17 protein-coding genes are annotated in these 18,425 nt (G+C 69.8%); 10 read left to right on the top strand and 7 right to left on the bottom strand.

The window, feature by feature from the left end:
- Positions 1-6: 6 nt before the first annotated feature.
- From kdpA to ACFYQ5_RS14925, 7 genes are all read left to right on the top strand, one after another.
- Positions 7-1,671, top strand: coding sequence for a potassium-transporting ATPase subunit KdpA (gene kdpA / locus ACFYQ5_RS14955; RefSeq protein WP_389197635.1), 1,665 nt, complete (start codon positions 7-9; stop codon positions 1,669-1,671).
- On the top strand, positions 1,668-3,767 hold the full coding sequence (gene kdpB, locus ACFYQ5_RS14950; protein ID WP_389197633.1) for a potassium-transporting ATPase subunit KdpB: 2,100 nt from the start codon (positions 1,668-1,670) through the stop codon (positions 3,765-3,767). The genes kdpA and kdpB overlap by 4 nt, the downstream gene beginning before the upstream one ends.
- A gap of 21 nt (positions 3,768-3,788) precedes the next feature.
- Positions 3,789-4,466, top strand: coding sequence for a potassium-transporting ATPase subunit C (locus tag ACFYQ5_RS14945; RefSeq protein WP_389197631.1), 678 nt, complete (start codon positions 3,789-3,791; stop codon positions 4,464-4,466).
- 377 nt (positions 4,467-4,843) lie between these two features.
- Complete coding sequence (locus tag ACFYQ5_RS14940) at positions 4,844-5,842, top strand: polysaccharide deacetylase family protein (protein WP_389197629.1); 999 nt, start codon at positions 4,844-4,846, stop codon at positions 5,840-5,842.
- A 184-nt stretch (positions 5,843-6,026) separates the two neighbouring features.
- Positions 6,027-6,842, top strand: coding sequence for an SAM-dependent methyltransferase (locus ACFYQ5_RS14935; protein WP_389197627.1), 816 nt, complete (start codon positions 6,027-6,029; stop codon positions 6,840-6,842).
- Positions 6,843-6,975: 133 nt separating this feature from the next.
- Complete coding sequence (locus ACFYQ5_RS14930; RefSeq protein ID WP_389197625.1) at positions 6,976-8,169, top strand: cytochrome P450; 1,194 nt, start codon at positions 6,976-6,978, stop codon at positions 8,167-8,169.
- Complete coding sequence (locus ACFYQ5_RS14925; RefSeq protein ID WP_389197913.1) at positions 8,166-8,393, top strand: ferredoxin; 228 nt, start codon at positions 8,166-8,168, stop codon at positions 8,391-8,393. Before ACFYQ5_RS14930 ends, ACFYQ5_RS14925 begins: the two co-directional genes overlap by 4 nt.
- Before the next feature lie 56 nt (positions 8,394-8,449).
- Here ACFYQ5_RS14925 and ACFYQ5_RS14920 read toward each other — a convergent pair whose 3' ends face one another.
- Positions 8,450-9,094 (bottom strand): DUF998 domain-containing protein, encoded by a 645-nt coding sequence (locus ACFYQ5_RS14920; RefSeq protein ID WP_389197623.1) that lies wholly within the window; start codon positions 9,092-9,094, stop codon positions 8,450-8,452.
- A gap of 200 nt (positions 9,095-9,294) precedes the next feature.
- Between ACFYQ5_RS14920 and ACFYQ5_RS14915 the strand changes: the two genes are divergently transcribed.
- Positions 9,295-9,558, top strand: a complete 264-nt coding sequence (locus tag ACFYQ5_RS14915; RefSeq protein WP_389197621.1) for a DUF5133 domain-containing protein — start codon at positions 9,295-9,297, stop codon at positions 9,556-9,558.
- A 28-nt stretch (positions 9,559-9,586) separates the two neighbouring features.
- On the opposite strand, the gene ACFYQ5_RS14910 is transcribed toward ACFYQ5_RS14915, so the two are convergent.
- From ACFYQ5_RS14910 to ACFYQ5_RS14885, 6 genes are read right to left on the bottom strand one after another with little or no spacing between them, the layout of a single operon-like run.
- Positions 9,587-10,309: a TSUP family transporter gene (locus ACFYQ5_RS14910; RefSeq protein WP_389197619.1), complete on the bottom strand. Its 723-nt coding sequence runs from the start codon at positions 10,307-10,309 to the stop codon at positions 9,587-9,589.
- Positions 10,300-11,352, bottom strand: a complete 1,053-nt coding sequence (locus ACFYQ5_RS14905; RefSeq protein WP_389197617.1) for an ABC transporter ATP-binding protein — start codon at positions 11,350-11,352, stop codon at positions 10,300-10,302. Before ACFYQ5_RS14905 ends, ACFYQ5_RS14910 begins: the two co-directional genes overlap by 10 nt.
- A complete protein-coding gene (locus ACFYQ5_RS14900; RefSeq protein ID WP_389197615.1) occupies positions 11,345-12,358 on the bottom strand; it encodes an ABC transporter ATP-binding protein in 1,014 nt (337 codons plus the stop codon). The genes ACFYQ5_RS14905 and ACFYQ5_RS14900 overlap by 8 nt, the downstream gene beginning before the upstream one ends.
- Positions 12,355-13,314, bottom strand: coding sequence for an ABC transporter permease (locus ACFYQ5_RS14895; RefSeq protein WP_389197613.1), 960 nt, complete (start codon positions 13,312-13,314; stop codon positions 12,355-12,357). The genes ACFYQ5_RS14900 and ACFYQ5_RS14895 overlap by 4 nt, the downstream gene beginning before the upstream one ends.
- Positions 13,315-13,328: 14 nt before the next feature.
- On the bottom strand, positions 13,329-14,258 hold the full coding sequence (locus tag ACFYQ5_RS14890) for an ABC transporter permease (protein ID WP_389197611.1): 930 nt from the start codon (positions 14,256-14,258) through the stop codon (positions 13,329-13,331).
- Positions 14,258-15,793 (bottom strand): ABC transporter substrate-binding protein, encoded by a 1,536-nt coding sequence (locus ACFYQ5_RS14885; protein ID WP_389197609.1) that lies wholly within the window; start codon positions 15,791-15,793, stop codon positions 14,258-14,260. The genes ACFYQ5_RS14890 and ACFYQ5_RS14885 overlap by 1 nt, the downstream gene beginning before the upstream one ends.
- A gap of 293 nt (positions 15,794-16,086) precedes the next feature.
- Between ACFYQ5_RS14885 and ACFYQ5_RS14880 the strand changes: the two genes are divergently transcribed.
- Positions 16,087-17,073, top strand: a complete 987-nt coding sequence (locus ACFYQ5_RS14880) for a 2-hydroxyacid dehydrogenase (protein ID WP_389197607.1) — start codon at positions 16,087-16,089, stop codon at positions 17,071-17,073.
- Positions 17,074-17,143: 70 nt separating this feature from the next.
- The gene (locus ACFYQ5_RS14875; RefSeq protein WP_389197605.1) at positions 17,144-18,418 is read left to right on the top strand and encodes a glucarate dehydratase family protein; all 1,275 of its coding nucleotides are present in this window, start codon (positions 17,144-17,146) and stop codon (positions 18,416-18,418) included.
- The last annotated feature ends 7 nt before the right edge of the window (positions 18,419-18,425 follow it).

Raw genomic sequence — 18,425 nt, 5'->3', positions numbered from 1 at the left:
CTCGATATGAGCCCCGTAACAGCTGGTGTGCTCCAGTTGCTCGCGCTGATTGCCGCGCTTGCCCTGGCATACCGTCCGCTCGGTGACTACATGGCGCGGGTCTACTCCTCGGAAAAGCATTACCGGCCGGAGAAGTGGATCTACCGCGCCATCGGAGCCAATCCGTCGGCCTCGATGCACTGGCCCGCCTATGTGCGCGGCGTACTCGCTTTCTCCGCGGTGAGCGTCCTCTTCCTCTATGCGCTCCAGCGCCTGCAGGGGGTCCTGCCCGGTTCGCTCGGCTTCGTGTCGATCGACCCGGACCAGGCGTTCAACACCGCGGCGTCCTTCGTGGCGAACACCAACTGGCAGTCGTACTACGGCGAACAGGCCATGGGTCACGTCGTGCAGACCGGCGGCCTCGCGGTACAGAACTTCGTCTCGGCCGCCGTCGGCATGGCGGTGGCCGTGGCCCTCGTACGCGGGTTCTCGCGTTCCCGCACCGGAGAGCTCGGCAACTTCTGGACGGACCTGGTACGCGGCACCCTGCGCATCCTGCTGCCGCTCTCGGTGATCGGCGCGCTCGTGCTGGTGGCGTGCGGCGTCATCCAGAACTTCTCCGGCATCCACACGGTCGGGCAGTTCACGGGCGGCAGCCGGCAGTGGAACGGCGGCGCGGTCGCCTCGCAGGAGGTCATCAAGGAGCTGGGGACGAACGGCGGCGGCTACTTCAACGCCAACTCCGCCCACCCCTTCGAGAATCCCACGCCCCTCTCCAACCTGTTCGAGATCTTCCTGATCCTCCTGATCCCGTTCGCGCTGACCCGCACGTTCGGCCGCATGGTCGGCGACCTGCGGCAGGGTTACGCGATCCTCGCGACGATGGCCACCGTCTGGATCGGCTTCACGGCCCTGATGATGTGGACCGAGTTCGCCCACCACGGTACGGCTCTCGAGATCGCCGGCGGAGCGATGGAGGGCAAGGAGACCCGCTTCGGCATAGCCGGATCATCGCTCTTCGCCGTGGCGACCACCCTCACGTCGACCGGTGCGGTCAACTCCTTCCACTCCTCGTACACGGGGCTGGGCGGCGGCATCACCATGCTGGGCATGCAGCTGGGCGAGATCGCCCCCGGGGGTGTCGGATCCGGCCTCTACGGCATGCTGATCATGGCGATCATCGCGGTGTTCATCGCCGGCCTCATGGTCGGCCGCACACCCGAGTACCTCGGCAAGAAGATCGGCACCCATCAGATCAAGCTCGCGGCGTGCTACATCCTGATCACCCCGGCGCTGGTCCTCGGCTTCACCGCCGTCGCGATGGCGCTGCCCACTCCGGCCGACTCGATGACCAACAGCGGCGCCCACGGGTTCTCCGAGATCCTTTACGCCTATACCTCCGGCGCCAACAACAACGGCTCCGCGTTCGCCGGGCTCAACGCCGACACGCAGTGGTTCAACACCACCATCGGCATCGCGATGCTGCTCGGCCGCTTCCTGCCGATCGTGTTCGTCCTGGCACTGGCCGGCTCTCTCGCCGAGCAGCGACCCGTCCCGGCCACCACAGGCACCCTGCGGACCGACAAGCCCCTCTACGCGGGCCTGCTCGTCGGCACCATCCTCGTCATCGCCGGCCTGACCTACTTCCCGGCCCTGGCGCTGGGTCCGCTCGCTGAAGGACTCGCCTCATGAGCACCGTCACCCCCACTCGCGCCCCGCACGAAGACCTGCCCGGCGACGGTGCCGCCGCGTCAGGCCGTGTCGGCGGGGGCTTCTTCGACCCGAAGCAACTGCTCACCTCCTTCCCCGAGGCGGTGAGAAAGCTCGATCCGCGCGTCATGGTCAAGTCCCCGGTCATGTTCGTGGTGTTCGTCGGCTCGGTGCTCACCACCCTGCTGGCACTCCGGGACCCGGGTGACTGGTTCGGCTGGGCCATCGCGGCCTGGCTGTGGCTGACCACGGTCTTCGCCAACCTCGCCGAGGCGGTCGCCGAGGGACGCGGCAAGGCCCAGGCCGACACCCTGCGCAGGGCCAAGAGCGACACGGTCGCCCGCCGGCTGAACGGCCGCGACGAAGTGGAGGTGCCCGGCGCGCAGCTGCGCGTCGGCGACCTGGTCGTCTGCGAGGCCGGCGACATCATCCCCGGCGACGGTGACGTCGTCGAGGGGGTCGCGTCCGTCGACGAGTCCGCCATCACCGGCGAATCCGCCCCGGTGATCCGGGAGTCCGGTGGCGACCGCAGCGCCGTCACCGGAGGTACGAAGGTGCTCTCCGACCGGATCGTCGTCGAGATCACCACCGAGCCGGGCGATACCTTCATCGACCGGATGATCGCCTTGGTGGAGGGCGCCGCCAGGCAGAAGACCCCCAACGAGATCGCGCTCAACATCCTGCTCGCTTCGCTGACCATCGTCTTCCTGATCGCCGTCGTGACGCTCCAGCCTTTCGCGGTCCACGCCGGCGCCAGGCAGTCGATGACCGTGCTCACCGCACTCCTGGTCTGCCTGATCCCGACGACCATCGGCGCGCTGCTCTCCGCTATCGGTATCGCGGGCATGGACCGCCTCGTCCAGCGCAACGTCCTGGCCATGTCGGGGCGCGCGGTGGAGGCGGCGGGTGACGTCTCGACGCTGTTGCTCGACAAGACCGGCACGATCACGCTCGGGAACCGGCAGGCCGCAGAATTCCTGCCGTCGAAGGGTGTGGCCGAGGCGGAACTGGCCGAGGCCGCACAGTTGTCGTCGCTGGCCGACGAGACCCCCGAGGGGCGCTCGATCGTGGTGCTCGCGAAGGAGAAGTACGGTCTGCGTGATCGCGGTCGAGACGAGCTCGCCCACGCCACATGGGTCGCCTTCACGGCTCAGACCCGTATGTCGGGTGTGGACGTGAACGGCGTCAAGGCACGCAAGGGAGCGGCTGGTTCGGTCGTCGCCTGGGTGCGGGAGCGGGGCGGTCACGTCACCGATGACGCCGGCCGGCTCGCCGACCGGATCTCGGAGGCCGGCGGTACGCCGCTGCTGGTCGCCGTCGAGGATGCGAAGGGCGCCCGGATCCTGGGCGTCATCCACCTGAAGGACGTCGTCAAGGACGGGATGCGGGAACGGTTCGACGAGCTGCGCCGGATGGGCATCAGGACCGTCATGATCACGGGTGACAACCCGCTGACCGCCAAGGCGATCGCCGAGGAGGCGGGAGTCGACGACTACCTCGCCGAGGCCACCCCCGAGGACAAGATGGCCCTCATCAAGCGGGAGCAGGCGGGCGGCAAGCTCGTCGCGATGACGGGGGACGGCACCAACGACGCCCCCGCGCTCGCCCAGGCCGATGTCGGCGTGGCGATGAACACCGGCACCTCGGCCGCCAAGGAGGCCGGGAACATGGTGGACCTGGACTCCGACCCCACCAAGCTCATCGAGATCGTCGAGATCGGCAAGCAGCTCCTGATCACCCGGGGCGCCCTGACCACCTTCTCGATCGCCAACGACGTGGCGAAGTACTTCGCGATCATCCCGGCCATGTTCGCCGGGGTCCATCCGGGCCTGGACAAGCTCAACGTGATGGGTCTCGCGTCACCGGAATCCGCGATCCTGTCCGCTGTCGTCTTCAACGCGCTGATCATCATCGCCCTCGTACCGCTCGCCCTCAAGGGGGTCCGGTACCGGCCGGCCGGTGCCGACAGGATGCTCCGCCGCAACCTCGGGATCTACGGACTCGGCGGCCTGATCGCCCCTTTCATCGGCATCAAGATCATCGACCTGCTCATCTCGCTCGTTCCCGGGCTCTCCTGAACCAGAAACGGCTGATCAGCCATGAACACCTCTCTCAAGAACACCGCCCGGCTCCTCGGGGCGGGGCTACGCGCCCTGCTCGTCCTGAGCGTCGTCTGCGGCGTCCTCTACCCCCTCGCCGTCACCGGCGCCGCCCAGGCGCTCTTCAGCGAAAAGGCCGACGGCTCCGAGATCGGTGACGGGAGTGGCCGCACGGTCGGATCGTCCCTCATCGGGCAGACGTACGACCTGCCGAAGCGGAACCCGGACGACCCGGAGGAGGTGGCGAAGCCGGACCTGAAGTGGTTCCAGCCCCGCCCCTCGAACGGTCTGGGCAGCAACAGCGTCAACCTCCGGTACTCGCTGATCCTCTCCGGTGCCACCAACCGCTCCGCGGACAACGCCGAGCTGATCACATGGGTCACCGAGGCGAAGGCGGCGGTCGTCGCGGACAACTCGACCCGGTCCTGGACGGTGCGTCCCGAGGACGTACCGGCCGAGGCGGTCACGTCCTCCGGTTCGGGTCTCGACCCGCACATCTCCCCGGCGTACGCGAAGCTCCAGGTCCACCGGGTCGCCGAGCGGAACGGCCTCCCCGTCCAGCGGGTCGCGAAGCTCGTGACCGAGCACACCGAGGACCGCGTCCTCGGGTTCATGGGCGAGCCCCGGGTCAACGTCCTGGAGCTCAACATCGCGCTCAGGGAGGCGAGCGAGGGCTGACACGGAGCGGCGGCCGGTTGCAGGCGGTGGTGGTTCCCCTCCGGAACCACCACCGCCTGTTCTCATCACTCGCATCTCGCGAGACATTCCGAAAGTTGTCGAAACTTTCGAAATGGATGGCTGTCCAATTTTGATCAGATCTTCCCTGTCCACGACTTACACACCACTCCGATTCACCCAGGACACCTACTGACCAGGCCACGCATCCCCTTTGAACGCCACCCTCCCAGTTCGACGGTTTCGTAATTCCTGCCGAAACCATTGACACCCACTGGAGCCAGATCAACACTGTTCGCCGTCGACAGACCCCGGCCCCGGCCGGGGCGCTCACTCAGCCGTCTCCCCCACATCCACCAGGACGAGAAGGGCTCACCCGCATGCGCATCACGCCACGCCTGTCCCTACGGCCCGTGATCACGGCACTGGCCGTGGCCGCGACGGCGGCGACCGCCACCGTCGCCGTCGACGCCGCGCCCTCCCACGCGGCCTCCGCTGCCGCCTGCAACGGATACGTCGGGCTCACGTTCGACGACGGCCCGTCGAGCAGCACCCCCGGCCTGCTCAACGCCCTGAAACAGAACGGGCTTCGGGCCACGATGTTCAACCAAGGCCAGTACGCGGCATCCCACCCGGCCCAGGTCCGGGCGCAGGTCGACGCCGACATGTGGGTCGGCAACCACAGCTACACCCACCCGCACCTGACCCAGCAGAGTCAGGCGCAGGTCGACTCGGAGCTCTCCCGGACCCAGCAGGCCATCGCCGGCGCCGGTGGGGGCACGCCGAAGCTGTTCCGCCCTCCGTACGGCGAGTCCAACGCGACCGTGCAGGCTGCCGCGGCCAAGTACGGTCTGACCCAGATCATCTGGGACGTGGACTCACAGGACTGGAACGGCGCGAGCACCGACGCGATCGTGCAGGCCAACGCCCGGCTCACCGACGGCCAGATCATCCTCATGCACGACTGGTCGGCCAACACGCTCGCCGCCGTTCCGCGCATCGCGCAGGGCCTGGCGAGCCGAGGGCTGTGCGCGGGCATGATCTCCCCGCAGACCGGCCGCGCGGTGGCCCCTGACAGCGGCGGCGGCACGGGCGGGGGCGGCAACGGTGGCTGCACGGCCACGGTCACCGCGGGCGGCAAGTGGAGCGACCGCTACAACCTCGACGTCTCCGTCTCCGTCTCCGGCTCCAGCAACTGGACCGTCACCATGAACGTCCCCTCCCCCGCGAAGGTCCTCTCCACCTGGAACACCACCGCCTCCTACCCCGGCGCACAGGTACTGACCGCCAGATCCAACGGCAGTGGAAACAACTGGGGCACCACCATCCAGGCCAACGGCAACTGGACCTGGCCGACCGTCTCCTGCAGCACCGGCTGACGCCGGGCACATCACCCGGCCGTGGGGGCGGCGGCCCTACCCGCTGCCCCTCCGGCTCCAACAGGCCGCACATATACGCCATTTCAGCGGACGAGTTGAGCTCCGGCCGGCATCTTCGGCACTCCTGTTCCCTATTCTGTTCGCAAGCTGATCATTCGCTGCCGCGCCCACCCAGGAGTTCGTCATGTCCCGACCCGAGAACGATGCCCCCGCCCTGCCCATCGACACGAGCAGACCCCATCCCGCCAGGATGTACGACTGGTTCCTCGGCGGGAAGGACAACTACCCGGTCGACGAGGCAATGGGCCGGCAGATGCTCGCCGTCGAGCCCGGGGTTCCGGTCATGGCGAAGGTGAACCGGGCCTTCATGCACCGCGCCACTCGATGGCTGACCGCCCAGGGGATCCGGCAATTCCTCGACATCGGCACGGGGATACCCACCGAGCCGAATCTTCATCAGGTGGCCCAGCAGGCGGCACCGTCCACGCGGGTCGTCTACTGCGACAACGATCCGATCGTCCTGGCGCACGCCGAGGCCCTGCTGAAGGGCAGCGAGGAGGGCGCCATCGACTACGTACAGGCGGACGCCCGCGACGTGGACGCCATACTCCGGCAGGCCGGCAAGACCCTGGACTTCAGCCGTCCGGTCGCCCTCTCGATGATCGCGTTGCTGCACTTCGTGAGCGACGAGGACGGTGCCTACGAACTGGTGGACCGGCTGACCGCGGTGCTCGCGCCGGGCAGTCATGTGGTGATCTCACACCTCACCGCCGACTTCCACCCGGCGGCGGCCCGTAAGGTCGACGAGATGTACAAGGCCAACACGCTCACCCTGGCGCCCCGTACCCATGACCAGTTCGCCCGCTTCTTCGACGGACTCGACATCATCGAGCCCGGCGTCGTGGCGGCCGAGGCATGGCACCCCGAGCTCGGTGAGCCGGTCCCCGGCCAGGACGACGTCATCAGCGCCGGCTATGTGGCGGTGGGCCGCAAGCCGTAACCGGTGCCCGGGCCGGCAGGGCCGTCGCTCCGATCGAGGGCGACGGCCCCAGGATGGCCGACAAGGCGCTGTTGACCCGGTCGGCGGCGCCACCTGACTCTTGGATCATCCGCCGAGAAGCAGGGAGTCCACGATGACGGCCGCAGCCGGACAGATACCCGTCCCCTATCCCTTCAACGAGCCGGACGGGCTGGGGCTGGCAGACGCCTACCGGGAAGCTCTGGAAAGGCCGGGGCTCGTGCGGGTGCGCATGACGTACGGAGAGCCCGCGTGGCTGGCCACCCGCTACGCCGACGCGCGCCTGGTCCTCGGCGACCGCCGCTTCAGCCGGGCGGAGGCCCTCCGCCACGACGAGCCGCGCCAGTCGGAGGGGCAGCGGGACAGCGGCATCCTGAGCATGGACCCGCCGGAGCACACCCGGCTGCGCACCTTGGTGGCGAAGGCGTTCACCGTGCACCAGGTGGAGAAGTTACGCCCGTGGGTACGCGAGCTGGCCCACGGCCTGCTCGACGAGCTGGAGGCCCAGGGGCAGCCTGCCGACCTGGTGGAGAACTACGCGCTGCCGATCCCCGTCGCGGTGATCTGCCGCATGCTCGGCGTGCCGGAGGAGGACCGTCCGAAGTTCCGGGTCTGGAGCGACGCCGCTCTCTCCACCAGCTCCCTGACGTCCGAGGAGTTCCTGCGCAGTCGTGATGAACTGCGCGCGTACATGGGTGCGCTGATCGAGGAGCACCGGCGCAGTCCCCGGCCGGATCTGATGACGGGCCTGATCGAGGCCCGGGACACCGGGGACCGGCTCAGCGAACTGGAACTGATCGACCTCTGTGTCGGCATCCTCGTCGCCGGTCACGAGACCACCGCGACCCAGATCCCGAACTTCGTCCACGCGCTGCTCGACCACCCTGATCAGCTGAAGCTGCTGCGGGAGCGCCCCGAACTGATCCGCGGGGCGGTCGAGGAGCTGATGCGGTTCGTGCCACTCGGCAGCGGCGCCGGCTTCCCCCGGTACGCGACCGAGGACGTGGAGGTCGGTGGCACCCTCGTCCGGGCCGGTGAGCCCGTGCTCGTCGCCGTCGGCGCCGCCAACCGCGACGCCATGAGGTTCGAGGCGCCGGGCCGGCTCGACGTCACCCGGACCGGTGTCCAGCATCTGGGTTTCGGCCACGGGGTCCACCACTGCCTCGGCGCACCGCTCGCCAGGCTGGAACTGCAGGAGGCGCTGGAGGCGCTACTCGTCCGCTTCCCCGCCCTGCACGTGGCTGGGGACGTGGAATGGAAGAACCAGATGCTCGTACGGGGTCCTCGCGACATGCCGGTGGGGTGGTGACGCCCGTGTCGTGGACGACGGAGGTGGACCGCGACCTGTGCATGGGGTCGGGTATGTGCGCGGGGATGGCATCCGATCTGTACGCACTGGACGACGAGGACCGGGCCAGGCCCGTGCGCGCGCACATCGCCCCGGACGAGCGTGCGCTGGACGCCGCGGACTCCTGTCCGGCGTCGGCCATCGTGGTACGCGACGGGGACATGCCGATCGGACCGCGCCCCTGAGCGAGGGGCACAGGGTCTGCCCGCCTGCCGGTGGGCAGACCCTGCACACCGGTGCCTCAGGCCGGCCGGCCTGTGCTCCGGACGCAGGACAGGACCACGACGAGCGGCCAGAACGACTGAGCGAACGTGAGGACGCGCTCGGCTGCTCCCGCGGTGTCCAGTACGAACAGGGCCAGCAGGAACCAGGCACCTCCGAGCCACATCAGCGCGGCCGCCGTCACGGACGGCCCGGGCCGCAGCCCCCACGGGGGGACCGCCGCACCCGGGCCGTCGTCCGCTCGCTGTCCGGACGTGGCCCGCGGGGCCGGGGTGCCGCGTCGCGCGGCCATGACCGGCCAGATCGCGAGCAGCGCGAACGCCATGGCCACGACCACACCGTGGGCGAACGAGCCACCGCTGCTCGGCGCGGGGAACAGGGCCAGCAGTATCGCCGAGAGTCCGCCTCCGGCCAGCGCCACCCGTCCGGGCGGCGCGGCGGGTCGCAGCCCGCAGGCGGTGATCACATGGCAGGCTCCCAGGGCGAGCAGGGCCGACGTCATCACCCAGTACCCGCCGGCGCCGTCGGAGGCGAGGATGCTGATCGTCCCCCGCGCGGGATCGTAGCCGGGCCCCTGGAGCTCCCCGGAGACCGCCCAGCCGCCGACCAGAAGGACCGGCGCGGACACCGAGGAGAACAGGACCCACAACGGCACAGATCGCATCGGTGAACGGTAGAACGCCCGGACCCGCACGGACCGGTGTACACGCAGGCGAACTGCCGCGTACTCCGCCCGGGAGCGGGTAGACGCGTGACATCCGGTCACATGACGGTGCGTGAACCGCACCGCCCGGCGGCCCGGCCACGGCCCCGTGTCCCGGCGCGCCGTATCGGACGTGTATCGAACATGGAGGAGAACCTGCTGTGCTGACACCCGGTCCTCAGGACCTGAGAGTGGCTCTGTCCCGCTACGCCGACGCACGGATCGAGGACGCGCGCCGTTCCACGGACGCGACCGTCCGAGCCGTGGAGGATGCCACCTACACCCTGTGCGTGATGACCGGCACGCGGCCCGTCACGCGGGCCCTCCACGTCGCCGACACCATGCTCGGCATGCGGGCCACGGTCTCCCCAGCACTTCGCCGGCCCGCCGGCAGGCAGCCGGACGACGGCCTCCTGACGGCCTGAGAGGCCGTCAGTACGCCTGTGCGTACCGTCAGACGAACTGCTGCACCACCAGCACCGACGCACCCGCGACCGCCAGCGCCGTGGCGGCCGTGCGGGTGCGTCGCGCGTTCAGCCTGCGGGTCAGCGGCCGGGCGAGCAGCACTCCGGCCGCGGCGGCGGGGGTGAGCAGCAGGGCACCCTGCAGGGCATGTGCTCCGACCGTACCGGCCGCGGTCAGCGCGGCGAGGCTCATGAGTGAGCCCACGAGAAAGAACGCGCTCATCGTGGCGCGCAGTTCGGGTCCGCGCAGCCGCTGCCACACCATCGCCATGGGCGGGCCGCCGATGGACGTCGCCGTACCCATCACGCCCGAGGCCATGCCGGCCAGGACCACCGCGGACCGCCGCTGCCGGGGAACGTAGCCGGCTGTGCTCACCGCGACGCCGACGATGACCACGCCGGCGATGAGCAGGGCGAGGTACCGGGTGGGGAGGGCGACGACGAGCAGTGTGCCCGCCAGCACTCCCGGTACCCGTCCGACCAGCGCCCATCCGCAGCCGTTCAGGTCCGCCCGGCCGCGTTCGCGCACCAGCACCGTCGCCGTCACCCCGCCCGCGAGGAGCAGGACCGCGACCGGGGCCAGCGCCGGATCCACGAGCGAGAAGACCGGTGCGGCGATCATGCCGAGGCCGAAGCCGATGGAGACCTGGAGCAGGGCGCCGATTCCCACCGTGACACAGAGGAGGGCGAACTCCGGGCCGGTCACGCCCACGCGGCCCCCGCCTCCAGGGGGAAGTGGCACAGGGCTGTGTGTGGTTCGGCCACGCCCTCCGTGTCCCTGCTGACGACCGGCGGTGTCCGGGTCGCGCACAGGTCCTCGGCACGCCAGCAGCGAGTGCGGAAGCGGCACCCGGAGGGGATGTCGAAGGGTGAGGGGATCTCCCCCTGGAGGTGGATCTCCTGGTGGCGGGCGTCGCGGGTGGGCTTCAGGACGGGAGCCGCCGACATCAGCGCGGCGGTGTAAGGGTGTTGGGGGCGTTCGAAGACGTCCTCCGTATCTCCCTGTTCGATGACCTTGCCCAGGTACATCACGGTGACCCGGTCGGAGAGGTAGCGCACCACGGACAGGTCGTGGGAGATGAAGACGTAGGTGACACCGAGGCGGGTGCGCAGCTCCGACAGGACGTTCAGGACCTGCGCCTGCACCGACAGGTCGAGGGCGGAGACCGGCTCGTCGCACACGATGAGGTCGGGGTCCAGGGCCAACGCGCGTGCGATACCGATGCGCTGGCGCTGCCCGCCGGAGAACTCGTTGGGGTAGCGGTGGGCGTCGCTCTCCCTCAGTCCCACCAGGGACAGCAGCTCACGGATCCGCTTCTCGCGGGCCTTGGCGCCCGGCACGACGTCCCGGTGGGTGGCCCAGGGCTCGCTGATCAGCTCGGCGGCCGACATACGTGCGTTGAGCGAGGCGAAGGGGTCCTGGAAGACCATCTGTACCCGGCGGCGCCATGCCAGCAGTTCCTTGCCGCGCAGGGCGAAGGGATCGGTTCCCTCGAAGCGCACGGTGCCCGCGTCCGGACGCTCCAGCCCGAGCAGCACCCGGGCCAGGGTGGATTTGCCGCAGCCCGACTCTCCGACGAGCCCGAGGGTCTGGCCGCGGCCGATCTGCACGTCCACCTCGTCCAGGGCGGTCAGCCGGCGCCGGCCGCTGCCGAAGGTCTTGGTGACCCCTCGGACCTCCAGCAGCGGAGGGTTCTCCTGCGGACCGTCCGCGCCGGGTCCGGACGTGGCGGTGGTGGCACGGGACTCAGACACGTGCGAGCTCCTCGGAGAAGTGACAGGCGGCCGAGCGGCCGTCGCCCGCGGTCCGCAGAGACGGCCGTTCCTGGACGCAGCGTTCCTGCACCAGCGGGCAACGGGCCTGGAAGACGCAGCCGGACGGCACCGCGCTCAGTTCGGGTGGGCTGCCGGGAACGGCGGGCAGCGGGCGTCCGCGCACGCTGTCCTCCGGAACCGAATCGAGCAGTCCACGGGTGTAGGGGTGGCGGGGTGCGGAGAAGACGTCGTGCACCGGTCCGTTCTCCACGACCGTGCCCGCGTACATCACGACCACGTCGTCGGCACGTTGGGCGACCACGGCCAGGTCGTGGGTGATCAGGACGAGGGCCATGTCCCCCTCGTCCTGGAGGTCCCGCAGCAACCGCATGATCTGCGCCTGCACGGTCACGTCGAGCGCGGTGGTGGGTTCGTCGGCGATGAGCACGTCGGGAGCGAGCGCGACGGCCATCGCGATCAGCAGGCGCTGCCGCATCCCGCCGGAGAACTGGTGGGGATAGGAGCGGGCCCGCTGCCTCGGTTCGGGGATACCCACCCGCGTCATCAACTCGACGGCCTTCTCATGGGCCTGGCGCCGGGAGAGTCCTCGGTGGATGCGGAAGGGTTCGCCGAGTTGTCTGCCGACCGGCTGCACCGGGTTGAGGGCGGTCAGGGCGTCCTGGAAGACGATCGACAGAACGGGGCCTGCCAGTTCTCGGCGTTGCGCCGGGCTCATGCGGAGGATGTCGTCGCCCCTGACCCGGACGGCGCCGCCGGTCACCGCGGCCGCGGGGTCCAGCAGCCCGACCACGGACAGAGCGGTCATCGACTTGCCGCACCCGGACTCGCCCAGGAGGGCCAGGGTGCGTCCGCGACGGACGCTGAAGCTGACGCCGTCGACGGCGCGTACCGTCCCGGACGGCGTGGTCAGGTCCACGCACAGTCCTTCGACGGCGAGGGCCGGGGTGTCGGTGCCGGACGGGGAAGGGCTGGTGGTGGTCGTCACGGGATCATCTCCGGAGGGACGGCGGCCGAGGGGGCCCGGCGCTTCTTCGGCAGCGTCAGGCGCCAGCGCTGGGCGGGGTCGGTGGCGATGCGGGCCCAGGCTGCGAGCACCGTGGCGGACACCGTCGTGAGCACGATGGCCAGCCCTGGCAGCACGGTGATCCACCACGCTGTCTGGAGGTACTGCCGCCCCTGAGCGACCATCAGGCCCCAGCTCACGTCCGGCGGCTGGATCCCGATGCCCAGGAAGCTCAGCGACGACTCGGTGAGCATCACGAAGCAGAAGTCGAGGGTGGCGACGGTCAGCAGGGTCGGCAGGGCGATCGGCAGAATGTGCCGGTAGATGATCATCCGGTCGGCTGTGCCGAAGGTCCGGGCCGCGTCGACGAAGAGCCGGCTCCGCAGCTCCGCCGCCTCCGCCCGCGCGGTGCGCAGGTACACCGGGATACGGGTCACGGCCAGGATCAGCACGAGGTTCAGCGCACTGGGTGAGAAGACGTACAGCACCACCACGGCGATCAGCAGCGAGGGAAAGCTGAGGATCACGTCGGCTATCCGCATGGCCACGCTCTCGCGGCGTCCCCCGTGGTAGCCGGCCCACAGACCCACGGCCGAGCCGATCACCAGTGAGCACAGCACGGCCGGGACGGCCACGGACAGCGTCGTGGCGGACGCCTCGATCAGCCGGGCCACCATGCTGCGCCCCAGCACGTCGGTGCCGAGCAGCCCGTACACCCCGTCGCCCAGGGACGGTGGCCGCAGGGAGGCGTCCAGGTCCTGCCGCTGCGCGCGGTCGCCGATGAACAGCCGGCCGAAGAGGGCCACGAGGGCGACCACGGTGAGGACTACGGCGCCCACGGCCGCGGCTCGGTCCCGGCCCAGCATCCGCCACCGGCTCGGCTGTGCCCTGCGGGCGGGGGCGGCGGTGTCCCCGGTGGAGGACTCTTCTCGGGTCATGGTGCTTCCTTCGCTCACGCCGGCACCGCCTGACGCACTCGGGGGTCGGTCAGCGCGTGGCAGACGTCGACGAGGATGTTGAGGGCGAAGATCGTCACGGCGGTCAGGAGAACGGCCGCCTGGAGGACCGCGAAGTCACGCTGGAGGATGGAGTCGATCATGAGTTTGCCGATGCCGGGCCAGCCGAAGATCGTCTCGACGATCACCGCGCCGTTGACCAGGCCCACCGCCAGGTCGCCCGCCACGGTCAGCACCGGTGTGACGGCGTTGCGCAGGGCGTGGCCGAAGACCACCCGCGCGGGCGTGGCGCCCTTGCTCCGGGCGATCTTGACGTAGGGCGCGGAGAGCGCGGTGACCATGCTGCCGCGGACCACCTGCACCAGTACGCCGAACGGGCGGATCAGCAGGGTCGCGATGGGCAGTACCCAGATCTCGGGGCCGCCGATCGTGCCCGAGGTCGGCAGCAGTCCGAGGCTCACACCGAAGACCAGCACGCCCATGATGGCGAACCAGAAGTCGGGGATGCTGGCGGCCGTCATCGACAGCAGACTGGCGATCCTGTCGATCAGGGAGTTGGGACGGTAGGCGGCCAGGCTGCCGACCAGCAGCGCTCCGGTGATCGCGAGCACCATGGTCACGCCGGCGAGCTGCAGGGTGACGGGAAAGGCGTCGATCACCATCGAGCTCGCCGACTGTCCGGTCCGCAGCGAGGCGCCGAAGTCGAAACGCGCGGCATCGACGAGATAGTTCCACAACTGTGCCGGGATCGAGAGGTCGAAGCCCTGCGCGGCGGAGAACTCCGCACGTTGCTCGGGGGTGGCGCTCAGGGGGAGGTAGAGGTCGACGGGATTGCCGGTCATCCGGGCCAGGAGGAACACGCCGAGGACGACGCAGACCAGGGGGACGGCACTGGAGAGTATGCGCTTGCGCAGGAAGGGGATCATCAGTGCTTCGCCCCTTCGGCCGGGCTGACCCCGGCCAGCCGCAGTTCGTCCCCGGTGGCGGAGTTGGGCCGGTACCGGATCGACGGCGACAGGCCGAGCAGTCCGGTCATGTGGGCGATGTGTGTGTACTGGACGACGGTTTCGTTCTGCTCCGCCAGGAGGCCGGCAAAGGCCTTCTGCCGCTCCTTGCCGGAAAGCACGGCCGCTTCGGCGACGCGCCGGTCGAGAGCCTTCGTGCCGAACGCGGACTGGGGGCCGTCGCTGAGCAGGTACTGGCTGGTGGTGAAGGCCGCGTCACCGGCCTGGTTGCCGTGCATGATCAGCAGGGCGATCGGTCCGACGTCCTCGGGCAGTGGGCGGAGCTGGTACTGGAGCTGGGTGGCGGTGTCGGCCATACGGACCTTCACGTCGAGCCCGATCCGCCCCATCTGGTACTGAAGTGCCTCCGCCGTTTCCGACACCCCGGAGAACATGCCGTTGCGGGCGACCAGGGTGATCTGCCGGCCGGTGGGCACTCCGTCGGCAGCCGCTTCCTTCACCAGGGCGCGGGCCTTGGTGATGTCCTGCCGTGGCGGTTCGATCTCGTCGCTGTGTCCCACCACCCCGGGCGGGACCAGTTGGCCGGCCGGTTCGGCGAGGCCGCCCAGCAGTGCGCCGATGATGCCCTGGCGGTCCACGGCCAGGTCGATCGCCCGCCGCACCCGCAGATCGTCGAGCGGAGCCTCGCGGCCGTCCAGCCGCAGGGCTGTCGTCTCGTTGTTGGGGTAGGCGACCGTCGTGTCCTTCTCCGCCTCCATCGGGTCCAGCGCCACGGCGATCTCCGCCTCACCCTTGTCGATCATGGCAGCGCGGACACTGGCATCGCTGCGCCAGACGTACCGGGCCTGTGCGAAGGGAGGGGCCTCGCCCCAGTAGTCGCCGAAGCGGTTGAGGGAGATCGCCGCTCCGGGCTGCCAGGAGCGGACCGCGTAGGGGCCGGTTCCGACCGGTATGCGCACCTTGGCGTCGGTGTCGGTCGTGCGGGGCACGATCTCCACGAAGCTCAGGCGCAGCGGCAGGATGGGGTCCGGCTTCTCGGTGGTGACGGTCAGCCGTTCGTCGTTCGCCGCTTCCACCTGGAGATCCTCGTTGCCGAAGACGTAGCCCTCGACGTTGCAGGCGAGGTCGGAGTTGACCGCCCGGTCGATGGAGAAGGCGGCGTCCTCGGCAGTGAAGGGCGCACCGTTCTGAAAGGTCACCCCTGAGCGGATGTCGAAGGTCCAGGTACGGGGCGCGGTCTGCTTCCAGCCGGTCGCCAGCAGGGGGTTCAGCTCACCGGACGCGGGATCTCGTTCGACCAGGGGTTCCGTGATGTTGGACCGGACGACGACGCCGGTGCCGGTCAGCGACGCCTCACAGGGTTCCAGGGTGGGCGGCTCCTGAGTGAGCACCACCCGCAGGGTGCGGCCGTCGGCGCGGCCGGCCCCGCCGGCCGCGCTGTTGGCCACGGCGCACCCGCTGGACGTGAGCACGGCGCCCGCCAGCAGGGTCGCCATGAGCTTGCGGGGCCGCCTTGGTGCGGCCCGCTGGGTGGATGAAACGGAGGACTTCATCGTCACATGTCTCCGGGAATTCGCTGATGTGTCGCGTTCCGAGCACTGGGTATGGGTCCGACCACCACCAGCTGTCTACAATTGCGTACTCAGTCTGTATCTGTGAACGCGAAGCTAGACCGGCGCTTCGACAGCGTCAAGACATGCGGAAGATCGAACTTTCCCGCCAGGTCTCGCGCGGATGCCACCGAGCGCCGCACACCCCCGAAACCACCGATCAGAACCGGAGTGCCACCTTGTCGAACTCACCCCTCCCCACCAGCACCCCGGACACCGTCCTCCAGGTGTCCACCCTGCTGCCCGCTCTGGAAGGGACGCTGGCAGAGCACTTCCACACGGTTCGCCTGCCGGAACTGCCCGACCCCGCCGCCTACCTGCGCGACCACGGGAAGGACGTGGTCGCCGCGGTGACCAGTGCGCGGGTCGGCGTCAGTGACGCCCTGATGGACGCGCTGCCGCGGCTGGGGGCGATCGTCCACTTCGGCGTCGGCTACGAGACGACGGACGTGGTCCGGGCCCGGGCGCGGGGCGTCGACGTCAGCAACACCCCCGACGTGCTCACCGACTGCGTGGCCGACCTCGCGGTCGGCTCCCTGATCGACGTCATGCGCCGCTTGTCGGCCGCCGACCGGTACGTGCGCGCCGGGAGCTGGGGCACCGCACCCTTTCCGCTCGCTTCCCGGATGAGCGGGAAGCGGGTGGGCATCCTGGGGCTGGGCCGCATAGGCCGGGCCGTCGCGCAGCGGCTCGACGGCTTCGGCGTGCAGGTCGCGTACTGCACGCGCACACCGGTCCCCGGCGTCGGCTACCGCTACCTGCCGACCGCGGAGGCCCTGGCCGAAGCGTGTGACGCGCTCGTCGTCACCGTCGCGGGAGGGAGGGGCACCGAGGGGCTGGTCTCGGCGGCGGTGCTGGACGCGCTCGGCCCCCGGGGTTACCTGGTCAATGTCGCACGGGGCAGCGTCGTGGACGAGCCGGCCCTGGTCACGGCGGTGGAGGAGGAGCGGATCGCGGGTGCGGCGCTCGATGTGTTCGCCGACGAACCGAACGTGCCGCGGGCCCTGCTGGAGTCGGACCGGGTGGTCCTGCTCCCGCACATCGCCAGCGCCACCCATGAGACCCGCGCGGCCATGGGCGACCTGGCCCTGCGCAACCTGCGGCAGTTCATGGCCGAGGGGGTTCTGCTCACCCCGGTACCGGAAGCCTCCCCCTCGACCCATTGACGCCGACGCTTGTCCACACATAGAAATGATGTCCACACATGAGAACGCCGATCTTATGAGGACGGTCTGCATGGCGCGCACCTCCGAACGTATCGCCGATGTCACCGTGACCCCCGTGGCCTTCCGCGACTACCCCCTGCTCAACACGGTCGGCGTGCACGAGCCGTACGCGCTGCGCACCATCGTGGAGATCACCACGGAGGGCGGGGTCAGCGGCATCGGCGAGACCTACGGCGGCACGGTGCACCTGGAACGGCTGCGCCGCGCCGCCACCGAGCTGACCGGCATGGACGTCTGGAGCCTCAACGACCTGATCGCCCGCACCACACGTGCGCTGGGATCCGACACCACCGGTGGCGACGGCATGTCCGGGATGGTCACCGGCAGCAGCACCGTGGACCGGATCATGGCGCCGTTCGACGTCGCGTGCCTGGACATCCAGGGCAAGCTCGTCGGCCGGCCGGTCTGCGACCTGCTGGGGGGAGCCGTGCGCCCCACGGTCCCCTACAGCGCCTATCTCTTCTACAAGTGGGCCGGGCACCCCTCTCAGGGCGACGACGACTGGGGCGCGGCACTCGACCCGGCGGGCCTGGTCGACCAGGCCCGCCGCATGATCGGGACGTACGGCTTCTCCTCCATCAAGCTCAAGGGGGGCGTCTTCCCGCCGGAGGAGGAGATCGCGGCGATCAGGGCGCTGCGGAAGGCCTTCCCGGACCTGCCCCTGCGCCTCGATCCCAACGCCGCCTGGAGCACGGAGACGTCGCTGCACGTCGCCCGCGAACTGGACGGCGTCCTGCAGTATCTGGAGGACCCGACCGAGGGCATCGAGGGCATGGCCTCCGTGGCCGGGCGGACGACGACCCCGCTGGCGACCAACATGTGCGTGGTCTCCTTCGACGACCTGGCCCCTGCCGTGGCCCAGGGAGCGGTGGGCATCGTCCTGTCCGACCACCACTTCTGGGGCGGACTGCGACGTTGCGGCCAGCTCTCCGCGATCTGCGAGACCTTCGGGCTGGGCATGTCGATGCACTCCAACTCGCACCTGGGTATCAGCCTCGCGGCGATGACGCACCTGGCAGCGGCCACCCCGCGCCTGAATTACGCCTGCGACACGCACTGGCCCTGGAAGCAGCCGGACGAGGACGTGGTGGATCCCGGGCCGCTGCGGTTCAGCGAAGGCAGCGTCACCGTACCGACGGCTCCCGGGCTGGGCGTGGAACTGGACCGGGACGCACTCGCACGGCTCCACCGCCAGTACCTCGACTGCGGGCTGCGCGACCGCGACGACACCGGCTACATGCGCCGTTTCGACCCCTCGTTCTCGACCAAGACCCCCCGGTGGTGACCCGACC

It is taken from the genome of Streptomyces sp. NPDC005794 (genome assembly GCF_042871445.1).
Taxonomy (GTDB): Bacteria; Actinomycetota; Actinomycetes; order Streptomycetales; family Streptomycetaceae; genus Streptomyces.
The sequence above is the reverse complement of the archived record's forward strand: the minus strand, read 5'-3'. Positions and strand labels throughout refer to the sequence as shown.

Coding starts and splice junctions, on each gene's coding strand:
- kdpA (WP_389197635.1), top strand. CDS start 7: ATGAGCCCCGTAACAGCTGGTGTGCTCCAGTTGCTCGCGCTGATTGCC.
- kdpB (WP_389197633.1), top strand. CDS start 1,668: ATGAGCACCGTCACCCCCACTCGCGCCCCGCACGAAGACCTGCCCGGC.
- ACFYQ5_RS14945 (WP_389197631.1), top strand. CDS start 3,789: ATGAACACCTCTCTCAAGAACACCGCCCGGCTCCTCGGGGCGGGGCTA.
- ACFYQ5_RS14940 (WP_389197629.1), top strand. CDS start 4,844: ATGCGCATCACGCCACGCCTGTCCCTACGGCCCGTGATCACGGCACTG.
- ACFYQ5_RS14935 (WP_389197627.1), top strand. CDS start 6,027: ATGTCCCGACCCGAGAACGATGCCCCCGCCCTGCCCATCGACACGAGC.
- ACFYQ5_RS14930 (WP_389197625.1), top strand. CDS start 6,976: ATGACGGCCGCAGCCGGACAGATACCCGTCCCCTATCCCTTCAACGAG.
- ACFYQ5_RS14920 (WP_389197623.1), bottom strand. CDS start 9,094: ATGCGATCTGTGCCGTTGTGGGTCCTGTTCTCCTCGGTGTCCGCGCCG.
- ACFYQ5_RS14895 (WP_389197613.1), bottom strand. CDS start 13,314: ATGACCCGAGAAGAGTCCTCCACCGGGGACACCGCCGCCCCCGCCCGC.
- ACFYQ5_RS14890 (WP_389197611.1), bottom strand. CDS start 14,258: ATGATCCCCTTCCTGCGCAAGCGCATACTCTCCAGTGCCGTCCCCCTG.
- ACFYQ5_RS14885 (WP_389197609.1), bottom strand. CDS start 15,793: ATGGCGACCCTGCTGGCGGGCGCCGTGCTCACGTCCAGCGGGTGCGCC.
- ACFYQ5_RS14875 (WP_389197605.1), top strand. CDS start 17,144: ATGGCGCGCACCTCCGAACGTATCGCCGATGTCACCGTGACCCCCGTG.